Source organism: Paenibacillus sp. HJGM_3 (genome assembly GCF_045062745.1).
Lineage (GTDB): Bacteria > Bacillota > Bacilli > Paenibacillales > NBRC-103111 > Paenibacillus_AA.
Genome location: NZ_JBJGED010000031.1, coordinates 37,570 through 50,106 on the forward strand (window position 1 = coordinate 37,570; position 12,537 = coordinate 50,106).

Consider the following 12,537-nt stretch of genomic DNA (forward strand, 5'->3'; position numbering starts at 1 on the left):
AGCGATGAGAGTAGTAGTCCAGAGAAGCAAGGAAGCCCGGGTGACCGTGAACGGCGATGTCGTCGGCCAGATCGAGAGCGGACTCGTGCTGCTTGTCGGCGTGACACACACCGATACCGAAGACGATGCGCGCTACTTGGCAGAGAAGATCGCCGGGCTCCGCATCTTCGAAGACGCCGAGGGCAAGATGAACTTGTCCCTGCTCGATGTAGGCGGGCAGGCGTTGTCGGTGTCCCAGTTCACATTGTACGGGGACGTCCGCAAGGGCAAGCGGCCGAACTTCATGGCGGCGGCCCGGCCGGAGCTGGCGGAACCGCTGTACGAGCGGTTCAATGCTCATCTGCGCGAGCAAGGCGTGCAGGTCGCGACCGGCCGATTCGGCGCGATGATGGACGTCGAGCTGACGAACTGGGGGCCGGTCACACTCGTGGTAGACAGCAAATAGTTGCAGCTGAAGCATAGGCGCTCCCCGGAATGGCAACACTAGGCGTAATCGGGCCGGGTGCCTCCGGCATCCCGCCCAACTCGTCAAGGAGAGCCGGACTATGCGTCACGCGAAGAAAGAAACGATCGTACTCCAGGCCGACAACCGGCTGCTGCACAACGACATGCACCAGTCTATCGGCTTGCACGGAGCCGCCTTCACAATGGAGAGCGCCCAGGAGTGGGCGGCAGGCTCGGCATCGGTGAAAATGTCGCCGCGTCGACCTATCAGGTGAACGGTCGCCATTTGGCTTAATCGTCCAGATCCTCTACCGCCACGGTAGAGGATTTTTAGGTTTAGCTGTGGTACACTGGACGGGTGGCAAGCTTGTTAGAGGAGGTTAAGAGGGCATGAAGGCACTTATTGTTCAAAACGGGTTTACCGGATACCGGATGGACATTTTTCATACATGGAAGCTGTTCTATGAAGAGGTGGAGCTGCAGTACGCGGAGGACGATGCCAAGCAAGGTGCAGTCCATGCCGCTGAGGTGGCTGATAACAGCGAGGGAGAAGGGCAACCGCAATGGCGCATGACCCTCACCCTCGAAATGCAGCCTGATACCGCCAAAGCGAACGCTCATGTGACGCTTGAGTCGCTGCGAGAGGATGGGGAGCGTTACACGCATGAGGAAGCGCGCAAACTAAACAGCCGGTCGCCGGAAGGGCAAGCGCGAGAGATCAAGAGAGTTCTTTGCTCGACCATGCTTCAGGTATTGGAGCAGTTGACGGGGCTCAGCATGACTTGGGGCATCCTCACCGGCGTCCGGCCGACGAAGCTCATGCACAATCTGCTGATGAAACACAGCCGGGAGGAGAGCATCCGTCTGCTGCAGGAAGAGTATTTGCTGAGCGACGCGAAGGCGAAGCTGCTGGCCGATATCGCCGAACGCCAGCTGAAGGTGATCCCCGATCTCTTTGAGATGGATAACGAGGTCAGCGTCTACATCGGTATCCCGTTCTGCCCGACGAAATGCGCTTATTGTACGTTTCCGGCGTACGACATTCGGGGCAACAACGGTTCGGTGAATTCGTTCCTTGATGGGCTCCATCATGAGATTCGCGAGACCGGACGTTGGCTGAAGCAAGCCGGGCTCGGCATCACGACCATTTACTGGGGCGGAGGGACACCGACGAGCATCACGGCCGAAGAGATGGACGCGCTGTTCGTGACGCTGCACGATTCGTTCCCGGCGATGGACAAGGTGCGGGAGCTGACCGTAGAAGCGGGCCGCCCCGACACGATCACGCCGGACAAGCTGCGCGTCATGCGCAAGTGGAATGTGGACCGCATCAGCATCAATCCCCAGAGCTTCACCCAGCTGACGCTGGACAAAATCGGCCGCCACCATACAGTGGAGGAGACGATCGAGAAGTTTGTGCTGTCCCGCGAGATGGGCATGGACAACATCAACATGGACCTCATCATCGGGTTGCCGAACGAAGGTGTCGAGGAGTTCCGGTATACGCTGGACGAGACGGCGAAGCTGCTGCCGGAGTCGCTCACCGTGCATACGTTGTCCTTCAAGCGCGCGTCCAAGATGACGAAGAACCGCGATCAATACGAGGTGGCGGAACGCGACGAGATCGGCGAGATGATGGATATGGCGAATCAGTTCATGGAGGAGCACGAGTACGTGCCATATTACTTGTACCGGCAGAAGAACATGCTGGGGAACCTGGAGAACGTAGGATACTCGCTCGAGGGCCGGGAAAGCCTGTACAACATCGTGATGATGGAGGAACGGCAGACGATTATCGGAGTCGGCTGCGGAGCGGTGAGCAAAGTGCTGTTCGCCAAAGAGACCGACGCGGACGGTAATGAGCACCGCCGAATCGAACGGTTCCCGAATCCGAAGGAGCCTTCCGTTTACAACCAAGCCTACAAGGAATATTTGGACAAAAAGCTGAAGCTGCTCGACGAAGCTTACGCGCTGCCAAGCAAAACGACAGGCTGACGCTTACGGTTGACGCATCGTAGGAGGGGTACCGATGGGTACGCGTGCACCCGCGTGGGCTTATTTGCGCAATGTGATTGCGAACGTCCAGGTGACGCTGTCGCTCGCCGCTTACACCAAGGTGAATCAGAGGTGGCGGCAGCTTGATTTTGTGCCGGACTTCTGCCGGTTCTATTACATTGTGGAAGGCGAGGGCGGCCTCGTCATTGACGGGCAGACTTACTATCCGAAGCCGGGCCAGCTGTTCGTCATGCCTTCCGGGCTCAAGCAATCCTACTACGCCATGGAGGACCGCGATCCGTTCGGCAAGCATTGGTGCCACTTCACAGCCAAGGTTGGGGAGCGGGATTTATTTCGGCTGCTTGGGCTCCCCGTGTATATCGATGTCGAGGAGAAGACGAAGGTTGCGGAATTGTTCGAGCAGCTGACCCGGCACTACGAGAGCGACAGCTTCACGGCGGTCATGCACCAAAAAGCGATTCTGCTCGAGATCATCGCGATGTTCCTGGAGCGCGCCTCCGAACGGGGCGGCAGCCGCATCCCGGCAGAGCAGCACAAGATGCATCATTTGCAAACGGTGCTGAGCTACGTGGAGACGCATTTGCACGAGCCGATCAGCGTAGCCGACTTGGCGGAGCTCGTTCATTTTCATCCGAACTATTTCATCCGCTATTTCCACGAGCTCGTCGGCGTGTCCCCTATTCAATACATCAACAACTTGAAGATTGAGAAGGCGATGGGGCTGCTGCTGGCCGATATGGAGCTTTCGGTTTCGGAAGTGGCACGAGCCGTCGGGATGGAGCTGTACTATTTCTCGCGTTTTTTCCGCAAACACGCGGGGTTGTCGCCGACCGGATATCGGGAGCTGTTTTGGAAACCATAAGAGAACGTGATTACAGGCTCCCGTTACGCTACGCACGGACACGGCTCGATCCCCTTTCGCAGTAAGGGTCAGTATTCGAAAAATAGCTGTTCTTTTTTTGTTGACAAATATACTCTAGGGGGGTATAGTAATAAATGTGGTTGACATACCCTCTGGGGGTATAGTAAATTGTAGATAAGAGGTGATAACGGATATGGAACAAGCGAGCAAAGTAAATGAGCACGATCACTGCGCTACCGATGGCGCCGATTCCGGAGGAGAACGCAAGAGCCACCATTCGGATAAATTGAAAGCCAATCTGGTCGCTCGATTGAACCGTATCGAGGGCCAAATTCGCGGAGTCAAAGGATTGATCGAGAAGGACACGTATTGCGACGACGTGCTGAATCAGATCGCGGCGATTCAATCCGCGCTGAACAGCGTAGGCAAGCTGCTGCTGGAAGGGCATATGAAGTCTTGCGTCGTGGAGAAAATACAGGCCGGAGATCCGGATATTATCAATGAGCTTATGGTGACGGTCAATAAATTGATGAAATAACGAATAAGGAGGCAATCGGGATGCAAAAAGTGGAGCTGAAAGTGGAAGGAATGTCTTGCGGGCATTGCGTGAACTCGGTAGAAGGCGCTGTGAAGGCGCTCGGCGCGACGGCGAGGGTGAACCTGTCGGCCAAGTCGGTATCGGTCGATTATGACGAATCGTCGGTGACGCTGCAAGCGATCAAGGATGCGATCGAAGAGCAAGGCTATGATGTTGTATAACGCGTGAAGGCGAACAGGGGGCGCCGGTAGGGGCCTCCTTTTTCTCGGAATCCAATATACCCTATAGGGGTATTGTATAAGACACAAGAGCATGCAGAGAGGTGAACGCGATGAGCACGACGAGCACGAAAGCGGTACAGGCGGAAGAAACGACGTTGGATATTACGGGAATGACTTGCGCGGCTTGCGCCACTCGTATAGAGAAAGGACTGAACAAGCTCGAAGGTGTCTCGCTGGCGAGCGTGAATCTGGCGATGGAATCGGCGCACGTAGCCTACGTCCCAGGCAAAGTCACAGTGGAGGACTTGATCCGGAAGGTCGAGCAGCTCGGGTACAAGGCGGAGCTTAAACAAGCGAGGAGCAGCCGGGCGGAAGCGCGCCGGGAAGAAATTCGCAAGCATACATGGAAGCTGGTGGCCTCGGCAGTATTGTCGTTCCCGCTGTTGTGGGCGATGGTGGGCCACTTCTCCTTCACCTCGTGGATTTGGGTGCCTGAGCTGTTCATGAACCCATGGTTCCAGCTCGTCCTGGCGACGCCGGTTCAGTTCTTGATCGGCTGGCCGTTCTATACCGGCGCCTACAAGGCGCTGCGCAACGGGAGCGCCAACATGGACGTGCTCGTGGCGCTCGGTACATCGGCGGCCTACTTCTACAGCCTTTACTTGACACTCGATGCTTATAAGGCCGGACATATGCACGGTGTCGACCTATACTTCGAGACGAGCTCCGTGCTCATCACCCTTTTGCTCTTGGGCAAGCTGTTCGAGACATTGGCCAAGGGGAGGTCCTCGGAAGCGATCAAGACGCTGATGGGGCTTGCGGCCAAGACGGCTCTTGTAGAGCGGGACGGACAAGAGCTGCAAGTTCGCGTGGAAGACGTACGGGTCGGAGACCTGGTCATCGTCAAGCCGGGCGAGAAAATTCCGGTGGACGGCGAAGTCGTAGAAGGCGACTCTTCCGTGGATGAGGCGATGTTGACCGGGGAGAGCATCCCGGTGTCGAAGTCGGCCGGCGACCCCGTGATCGGAGCGACTCTTAACAAGTATGGCGTGCTGAAGATTCGGGCGACCAAGGTGGGTCAAGAAACCGCACTGGCGCAAATCATTAAGGTCGTCGAGGAGGCGCAAGGGTCGAAGGCGCCGATCCAGCGTGTAGCCGATAAGATTTCCGGCATTTTCGTCCCGATTGTAGTGGGCATTGCCCTAGTGACCTTCCTGGTCTGGTATTTCTTCGTAGAGGCGGGCAACTTCTCCGGAGCTTTGGAGAAAGCAATCGCGGTGCTCGTCATCGCTTGCCCATGCGCCCTCGGTCTGGCGACGCCGACCTCCATCATGGCAGGCTCGGGGCGTTCCGCCGAGCTCGGTATTCTGTTCAAGGGCGGCGAGCATCTGGAGGCGACCCATCGGATTCAGACGATCGTGCTCGATAAGACCGGCACGATCACGAAGGGCAAGCCGGAGCTGACCGACGTGCTGGTCGAGCAAGGCTGGGACGAGTCGGAGCTGCTCACATGGGTAGCCGCCGCCGAACGGAATTCGGAGCATCCATTGGCTGAAGCGATCGTAGCCGGAGCAAGAGAGCGCGGCTTGGAGCTGCCGAATGCGGAACGGTTCGAAGCGATTCCCGGCTATGGTGTGCAAGCCGTCGTCCAAGGCCGCGAGCTGCTCATCGGCACGCGGAAGCTCATGGCGCGGAGCGGCATTGCGCTCGCGGGCGCTCTGGCCGAAGCCGACATGGAGCTGCTGGAGCAGCAAGGCAAGACGGCGATGCTCGTTGCCGTCGACGGTAGACTGGCGGCTGTCGTGGCCGTGGCCGATACGCTGAAGGAAACGTCGCGACAAGCTGTATCTCGCTTGCGGGAGCTAGGTCTCGAGGTCGTCATGATGACCGGAGACAATGAGCGGACCGCGCGTGCTATCGCAGCGCAAGCGGGCATCGACAAGGTGCTGGCCGAGGTGCTTCCCGAGGGCAAAGCGAATGAGGTGCGCCGTCTGCAAGGCGAAGGCAAGCTGGTTGCCATGGTAGGCGACGGCATCAACGACGCCCCGGCGCTAGCGACGGCCGATATCGGCATGGCCATCGGCACCGGCACGGACGTGGCGATGGAAGCGGCCGACGTGACGCTGATGCGGGGAGATCTGAACAGCATCCCCGACGCGATCTTCATGAGCCGGAAGACGATGACGAACATTAAGCAAAATTTGTTCTGGGCGCTCGCTTACAACATGATCGGCATCCCGATCGCGGCGATCGGCCTGCTTGCCCCTTGGCTCGCCGGAGCGGCCATGGCGCTCAGCTCGGTCTCGGTCGTATTGAACGCGCTCCGTCTGCAGCGCATTAAGCTGGGATAACATCCGAACGATAGTTTAGGAGGAAATAACGAGATGAAACGAATCATGCTGCTAATGCTGCTGGTCGCTTTGACGGTGCTGTCGGCTTGCGCCAAATCCGGCAAGGAGACGACGGATGGCCATGGGGGGCACGGCGATTCTGCGCCGGCCTCTTCGGCAGGAGCCGAAGCCGATAAGACGAAGGCGGTTTGGAAGCTGTCCAGCGAGACGCCGCAGGCGAAATCGGATACGAAGGTATCCATTGCCATTCAAGATGACAAGGGCGCAGCCGTCGAGAAGTTCGACATCAGCCACGAGAAGAAGATGCATTTGATTGTGGTCAGCGACGATTTATCGTATTTCAACCACATCCACCCGGAATACAAGGAGAAGGGCCGGTTCGAGATCGATACGCAATTCCCGGCTCCCGGCGGCTACAAGCTGTTTGCCGATTATGTCCCGACCGGAGGATCCGCGGTTACCAAGAGCGAGCGGATTACGGTTGGCGGAACGAAGCCGGCACCGGCTCCTATTGTACCGGATAAGGATTTGACCCGTTCGGTCGCGGGGAAACAAGTCACCCTTACGATCGATCACCTGATGGCCGGCATGCAAGCGAACCTCACGTTTCGGATCGTAGAGGAGAAGACGAAGCAGCCGATCACGGATTTGCAGCCATACTTGGGCGCCGTAGGGCATGTCGTCATCCTAAGCGCCGATGCAGAACAGTATCTCCACGTACATCCGACCGAGGAGAAAGCGAAAGGGCCGGACGCGAAGTTCATGACGACGTTCCCGAAGAGCGGCATCTATAAAATTTGGGGGCAGTTCCAGCATAACGGCCAAGTGTTTACCGTCCCGTTCGTCGTTCAGGTCCCTTAATCGGAATCAGGTTATTTTTGTGCAAATGCAGGTAAGCTTCCTCCATTTTGCTCGCACGGTTCCCTCAGTACACTAAAAGGGAAAGCGATCCTAACGGATCCCATTCCAACTGAAATCGGAGGGAACACGCGCATGGCACAGGAACTGCGTTATTTAACGGATGAACAAATGCGGCAATTCATTGCACAAGGCTTTTTGATTCTGAACACGGACTTCTCCCCCGCCTTTCATGAGCAGCTGTACGGCAAACTGAGCGAGGTGTACAAAAACGAAGGCAACCCGGGCAATAATCTGTACCCGCGTATCCGCGAGCTGCAAACGGTGTTCGATCATCCCGTGATCAAGGGCGCGCTTACGAGCGTATTGGGGCCCGGCTATATGATGCACGCCCATCGTCACGGCCATTACAATAACTCGCCGAAGCCGGGAGGCTGGCACAAGGACAGCTACTGGGGCTTCAAGCGGATGCGCAACCACCGGCCTTGGTGGGCGATGGTCATGTATTTCCCGCAAAATACCCCGACGGAGCTTGGCCCCACGGGCGTCATGCCGGGAACGCACTATTACGCCAGCCGCACTTTCGAATCGGACGATCTGCACGAAGAGACCGCGGCCGGCCCGGCCGGGACATTCGCTCTGATCCACTACGATATTTGGCACCGGTCTACGGCCAACATTTCGGGGCAGGAGCGGTTCATGCTGAAATTCGAATTCATGCGGACCCAAGCCCCTGTGGAAGCGAGCTGGGACCATCGCGAGCCGGAATGGGTAACCCCGGCGAATTTGCCGGCATGCGTCGAATCGGCTGAGGTCATCTGGCGCGACACGTGGAACTGGCTGACCGGCCGTGACGCTCTGCGCGACGAAGCGCCTCGTCCGTTCACGGACGACGAAGCGCGGGCATGGCTCGCCGCGCTGGCGTCCGGGGAGCCGCAGGCGAGAACTGAGGCGGCCGACCGGCTGGCGCTGTCCGGCCTCGCCGAGGGCCGCAGCGCCTACGGCGACGTCGTCACCGCGCTCGCGCACGCGCTCGAGGACGCGCATGAACCGGCGGCGCTGAACGCCGCCTACGGGCTCGCGCGCCTCGGCGGCGCGCAGGCGACCGCAGCGCTGCTCGGCGCGCTGCAGCAAGGCTCGCGGCCCGCGTCGCGCGCGGCCGCGTATGGCTTGACCGCCGCCGGGGGCGCGGCGGTGGAAGGGCTGCTGGCCGCGCTGGACAGCGGCCCGGAAGATGTGGCCGCGCAGGCGGCCTTCGCCCTGGGCGAGCTGCGTGAGGCAGCCGCCGAGGCCGTGCCCGCGCTGGCGCGGCTGCTGCGGACGCACGCTTCACCGCGCGTGCGGACGGAGGCGGTCGATGCGTTGGGGCGCATCGGCACCGGCAACGGTTCGCGCGCCGACGCCTGCGCGGAAGCACTTGCTGGCGCCCTGCAGGATGCGGACGATCAAGTGCGGTTCATGGCCGGCCTAGCGCTGTCCATGCTGGGTGCGGCCGGCGAACCGGCCGTACCCGCGCTCGAATCCGCGCTGGACGACGAGAACCGCTACGTCCGAGCGCATGCGGCGGAAGCGTTGTACTACATCGGCACCGAGCGGGCCAAGGAGGCGCTCTTCGACTTCCTGCGCACGTCGCGCTGGTGCCCGAGCACGACGCCGGCCAGCACGTTTTAATCTTCCAATCGCAGACGAGCCGCCATCCAGGTTCAAGTCCGACCCGAGTCGCAACCGACGCGGGTCGGACTTTTTTCATCGAGTGCAAAAACGGGGGAAGTGCGCTATAGTATACGGTGTCGCACAACAATTTCGAAAAGAGGCCCTGTCGCATGAGAATCACGGTGAAAGATATCGCCAAGCTGGCCGGAGTCACCCAGCCTACCGTATCCAAGGCCATGAACAACGAACCCGGCGTCAGCGAAGAAACGAGAATGCGTATTCTTAAAATCGCCAAAGAACTGAACTATGTGCCCAACCTGGCGGCGAAGCGGCTGGCGACGCGCCAGTCTGACTGCATCGGCCTGATCTGGCCGCGCACGGAAGGCTTGTTCTACTACCATCTCTGTCACGCCATCCAGCAGGAAGTGACGAATCGGGGGCTGACGTTTCTGGTGTCCGTAGCGAATCCGGCTGTGGCGGTGCATACGTTCAACGAGCATTTCGTCGACCGGATCCTGTTCTGGGAATCGGCCGTCTGGAGGCCGGACATGGCCTTCCTCCGCGCGAGGGAGGCGTATCAAGGCGAGCTGCTGCTGATGGGAGGAGCGGATCTCGAGGGCGCGCATCGGATCGAGATCGACCGCCAAGCCGGCGTATACAAGGCGGTGCGGCATTTGGCGGAGTACGGCCACCGCCGGATCAGCTTCATCGGCCATGCCTCTGACAAGCTGACGGGCTTCATGCAGGGTATGGTGGAATTCCGCATGGAGCATCATCCCGACTACTTCATTCAGCGCGAGCCGTCGGGGAAAGTCCCGGAGCAAGCCGTTCTGGAGCTGTTCGGGCGGGCGGAGGGGGAACGGCCGACCGCACTCATCCTCGACAGCCAGGGAGTGCTCTTCCAGGTGCTGAAATGGCTGCGCCGGCTGCGAGTGGCCATTCCGCAGGAGATGTCGCTCATCGTGTACGATGATGTGCCGGAGATGGAGGAGCTCCTGGACGTGCCGTTGACCGTCGTGGGGCCCAATATCGGTCGGTTGGCCGCCGCCGCCGTGGACATTCTGAGCGGACGGCGCGAGGAGGCCGCCGAGGCGGAGCCAAACGCCGGCCGCGCCGACGGGCCTTACGTGCCGGCGTGCGTGCGCATGGTGATCGAGCCCGATTTGGTCGTCCGCCAGTCGACGAGAAAAATACTGGGCTGAAGTCGCATGTTTTTATTTACAATTTGAGAATACGTATACTATAATCGGAGTGAAAGCGCTATTAAGCTCTTATTCATCAGGTACTGATTATAGGAATTCGTATTCTTTATTTTTTACGCGAACAGTAATCGATTTCTATCAAAATGAAACCACAGGTTCACAAACCAAAACGAGAGGCGGGATTTTGATCATGTTCTTATGGCGTAAAAAAGGGATGTCGCTGCTGCTGTTGGCCGGTCTGCTGGTTGTAGGAGCTTGCGGCCAGTCCGCGAATCCGAACGAGGGCGCGGCAACGTCCTCCCCGGGGACGGCCTCGCCGAATCCGCTCGCCGAGCCGGTCGAGCTGGTCGTACAAGACCTCGGCGGAGGGGCGGAGGAGACGTTCAATGCGTTGTACGGCGACCGCATACGAAAGAAGTTCCCGAATGTCACGCTCAAATTCATCCAGCGCAAGGAGGGGGCGACGCTGCCGGACCTGATCGCGGCTGGCCAGCATGTGGACTTGGTCAGCGCGACGATCGAATCGATCCCCGCCACACTGGTCGCCACGGACTCGCAGCTGGACATGACCGACTTGATCCGGAAGCACGGTATCGACTTGAGCAAATTCGAGCAAGGGACGATTGAAGGCATTCGCCGGATGGGCGATGGCCAGCTGTGGTTTTTGCCGGTCACGAACGTGATCCAAGTGCTGTACTACAACAAAGGCATTTTCGATAAACTGGGCGTCTCTTATCCGAAGGACGGCATGACGTGGGAGGAGGTCGCCGAGCTGAACCAGAAGCTGACCAAGAACAGCGGAGGGGTCAACTATATGGGCTTCTCCGCGTCGCCGACCCATATTTTTCGCCAAAACCAGCTGTCCCTGCCCCTGATCGATCCGAAGACGCAGAAGCCCACGTTTCAAGACGAACGGTGGCAGACGCTGATCGACACGTATTATAAGCCATTCGCTACGAACACATACAAGGACTGGACCCAGGCGAAGAAAGCCGTTCCGTACTACACGGAGATGACCGCCACCCAAGAGCTTGCGATGATGGTGTTCAATTCCACATTTCCGTTCGACGGGCCGCAGCACGTGGCGAAGATCGATTGGGACCTTGTCTCCTTGCCGGTGTTCAAGGACCGGCCGAAGGTCGGCACGATGACCTCGCCGCGCGTGTTCGCGGTGACCAAAATGTCGAAGCATCCCGACATGGCGATGGAAGTGATCAAGTATTTGACCTCGGTCGAGGCGCAGATGCAGTATTCGAAGGAAGGCGCCATGACGGTGCTGAACGACGAGAACGTCAAGCAGGCGATCGGTTCGGAGAGCCCTTACAAGGACAAGAACTGGAGGGCGCTGTACTATAACGACTTGGCGGAAATGTCCTACAAAAGCACGTACGACAGCAATTTGCTCAACATCTTGACCCGTCAAATCCCCGGCATCGTCACCGGACAGACCGACGTGAATACCGCTTTGCGCCTCGTTCAGGATGAAGCGGAGAAATATTTGGCCGCCCAGAAAAAATAACAATCCTAGGAGGAGTGGGGAGCGCATGAATCTGCAGCAGCGTCCGTCCCTTCGCGTGTTCGTCGCGGGCGATTCCACAGCGGCCAGCTATGCCCAAGAACGGGAGCCTCTCTCTGGATGGGGGCAAGCGATCGGCCGATTTTTCCAGCCGCTGGTGGAGGTCCGGAATCGAGCCGTCAGCGGGAGCAGCTCTAAGAGCTTCCTGGAAAAAGGACATTGGCATTCCCTCGTACAGGAGCTGCGAGCCGGGGATTACGTCCTGATCCAGTTCGGCCACAACGATGCGAAGGACGATCCGAACCGGCATACGGATCCGGGGAGCTCATTCCCCTCGTACCTTCGGGGTTACGTCGAGGACGCCGGCAGCAAAGGGGCGTACCCCGTCTTGCTCACGCCGGTCGAGCGTCGCGAAGTGACCGCGGACGGGGGGCATGCGCCTACGCATGGCCCGTATGCGGAGGCCGTGCGGCAGCTGGCGCACGACAGTCGCGTGCCCTTGCTCGAGCTGAGCCAAGCGAGCTTGGACTTGTATCGCGAATGGGGAGCGGCCCGTTCCCGGGAGCTGTTCCTGTGGCTGGAACCGGGAGCGTATCCGGCGTACCCCGAGGGAAAGCAGGACGATACCCATTTTTGCCGGCTCGGCGCTGAGACCGTTGCCGGACTCATCGCGGGGTTGATCAGGAACAGCCCCCTGGAGCTGCGCCGCTATCTAGCCTAAAGCCGGCTCACAGCAAGACCCGGTCGACGAAAGTCGAACCGGGCTTTTTGCAGTATTTTAGAAAATAGATATTCCGATCGGGTGGAGAGGAGAAAAGTACCGGATTGGCCGACAGAGTGGACGCGCTCTCCTGTCAAAGCCCGGTAAAACCGGGG

General features: G+C 59.0%; 12 protein-coding genes. All 12 read left to right on the forward strand.

Annotated elements, in window-relative coordinates; translation table 11 throughout:
• Positions 1-4 precede the first annotated feature (4 nt).
• The 12 genes from dtd to ACI5FR_RS27370 all read left to right on the forward strand — a co-directional run bounded on the left by dtd (position 5) and on the right by ACI5FR_RS27370 (position 12,382).
• Positions 5-445 (forward strand): D-aminoacyl-tRNA deacylase, encoded by a 441-nt coding sequence (gene dtd, locus ACI5FR_RS27315; RefSeq protein WP_405460396.1) that lies wholly within the window; start codon positions 5-7, stop codon positions 443-445.
• A gap of 100 nt (positions 446-545) precedes the next feature.
• The gene (locus tag ACI5FR_RS27320) at positions 546-719 is read left to right on the forward strand and encodes a hypothetical protein (protein WP_405460398.1); all 174 of its coding nucleotides are present in this window, start codon (positions 546-548) and stop codon (positions 717-719) included.
• Positions 720-834: 115 nt separating this feature from the next.
• Positions 835-2,439 carry a coproporphyrinogen III oxidase gene (locus ACI5FR_RS27325; protein ID WP_405460401.1) on the forward strand — a complete coding sequence of 535 codons (1,605 nt, stop codon included), beginning with the start codon at positions 835-837 and terminating at the stop codon, positions 2,437-2,439.
• Positions 2,440-2,473: 34 nt separating this feature from the next.
• Positions 2,474-3,322, forward strand: coding sequence for an AraC family transcriptional regulator (locus ACI5FR_RS27330; RefSeq protein WP_405460402.1), 849 nt, complete (start codon positions 2,474-2,476; stop codon positions 3,320-3,322).
• Positions 3,323-3,515: 193 nt separating this feature from the next.
• Positions 3,516-3,860 carry a metal-sensitive transcriptional regulator gene (locus ACI5FR_RS27335; RefSeq protein WP_405460404.1) on the forward strand — a complete coding sequence of 115 codons (345 nt, stop codon included), beginning with the start codon at positions 3,516-3,518 and terminating at the stop codon, positions 3,858-3,860.
• A 20-nt stretch (positions 3,861-3,880) separates the two neighbouring features.
• Positions 3,881-4,081 (forward strand): copper ion binding protein, encoded by a 201-nt coding sequence (locus ACI5FR_RS27340; RefSeq protein ID WP_405460407.1) that lies wholly within the window; start codon positions 3,881-3,883, stop codon positions 4,079-4,081.
• Positions 4,082-4,191: 110 nt separating this feature from the next.
• The gene (locus ACI5FR_RS27345; RefSeq protein WP_405460409.1) at positions 4,192-6,432 is read left to right on the forward strand and encodes a heavy metal translocating P-type ATPase; all 2,241 of its coding nucleotides are present in this window, start codon (positions 4,192-4,194) and stop codon (positions 6,430-6,432) included.
• 33 nt (positions 6,433-6,465) lie between these two features.
• On the forward strand, positions 6,466-7,293 hold the full coding sequence (locus ACI5FR_RS27350; RefSeq protein WP_405460410.1) for a hypothetical protein: 828 nt from the start codon (positions 6,466-6,468) through the stop codon (positions 7,291-7,293).
• 132 nt (positions 7,294-7,425) lie between these two features.
• Complete coding sequence (locus ACI5FR_RS27355) at positions 7,426-8,961, forward strand: HEAT repeat domain-containing protein (RefSeq protein ID WP_405460412.1); 1,536 nt, start codon at positions 7,426-7,428, stop codon at positions 8,959-8,961.
• Positions 8,962-9,113: 152 nt separating this feature from the next.
• The gene (locus tag ACI5FR_RS27360; protein WP_405460414.1) at positions 9,114-10,145 is read left to right on the forward strand and encodes a LacI family DNA-binding transcriptional regulator; all 1,032 of its coding nucleotides are present in this window, start codon (positions 9,114-9,116) and stop codon (positions 10,143-10,145) included.
• Between the two features lie 190 nt (positions 10,146-10,335).
• Positions 10,336-11,664 carry an ABC transporter substrate-binding protein gene (locus ACI5FR_RS27365; RefSeq protein WP_405460416.1) on the forward strand — a complete coding sequence of 443 codons (1,329 nt, stop codon included), beginning with the start codon at positions 10,336-10,338 and terminating at the stop codon, positions 11,662-11,664.
• 25 nt (positions 11,665-11,689) lie between these two features.
• On the forward strand, positions 11,690-12,382 hold the full coding sequence (locus ACI5FR_RS27370; RefSeq protein WP_405460419.1) for a rhamnogalacturonan acetylesterase: 693 nt from the start codon (positions 11,690-11,692) through the stop codon (positions 12,380-12,382).
• The last annotated feature ends 155 nt before the right edge of the window (positions 12,383-12,537 follow it).

Bases quoted from the DNA above. Each gene is read 5' to 3' on its own strand.
- ACI5FR_RS27320 (WP_405460398.1), top strand. From the start codon at position 546: ATGCGTCACGCGAAGAAAGAAACGATCGTACTCCAGGCCGACAACCGG.
- ACI5FR_RS27325 (WP_405460401.1), top strand. From the start codon at position 835: ATGAAGGCACTTATTGTTCAAAACGGGTTTACCGGATACCGGATGGAC.
- dtd (WP_405460396.1), top strand. From the start codon at position 5: ATGAGAGTAGTAGTCCAGAGAAGCAAGGAAGCCCGGGTGACCGTGAAC.
- ACI5FR_RS27335 (WP_405460404.1), top strand. From the start codon at position 3,516: ATGGAACAAGCGAGCAAAGTAAATGAGCACGATCACTGCGCTACCGAT.
- ACI5FR_RS27340 (WP_405460407.1), top strand. From the start codon at position 3,881: ATGCAAAAAGTGGAGCTGAAAGTGGAAGGAATGTCTTGCGGGCATTGC.
- ACI5FR_RS27355 (WP_405460412.1), top strand. From the start codon at position 7,426: ATGGCACAGGAACTGCGTTATTTAACGGATGAACAAATGCGGCAATTC.
- ACI5FR_RS27350 (WP_405460410.1), top strand. From the start codon at position 6,466: ATGAAACGAATCATGCTGCTAATGCTGCTGGTCGCTTTGACGGTGCTG.
- ACI5FR_RS27330 (WP_405460402.1), top strand. From the start codon at position 2,474: ATGGGTACGCGTGCACCCGCGTGGGCTTATTTGCGCAATGTGATTGCG.
- ACI5FR_RS27365 (WP_405460416.1), top strand. From the start codon at position 10,336: ATGTTCTTATGGCGTAAAAAAGGGATGTCGCTGCTGCTGTTGGCCGGT.
- ACI5FR_RS27370 (WP_405460419.1), top strand. From the start codon at position 11,690: ATGAATCTGCAGCAGCGTCCGTCCCTTCGCGTGTTCGTCGCGGGCGAT.
- ACI5FR_RS27360 (WP_405460414.1), top strand. From the start codon at position 9,114: ATGAGAATCACGGTGAAAGATATCGCCAAGCTGGCCGGAGTCACCCAG.
- ACI5FR_RS27345 (WP_405460409.1), top strand. From the start codon at position 4,192: ATGAGCACGACGAGCACGAAAGCGGTACAGGCGGAAGAAACGACGTTG.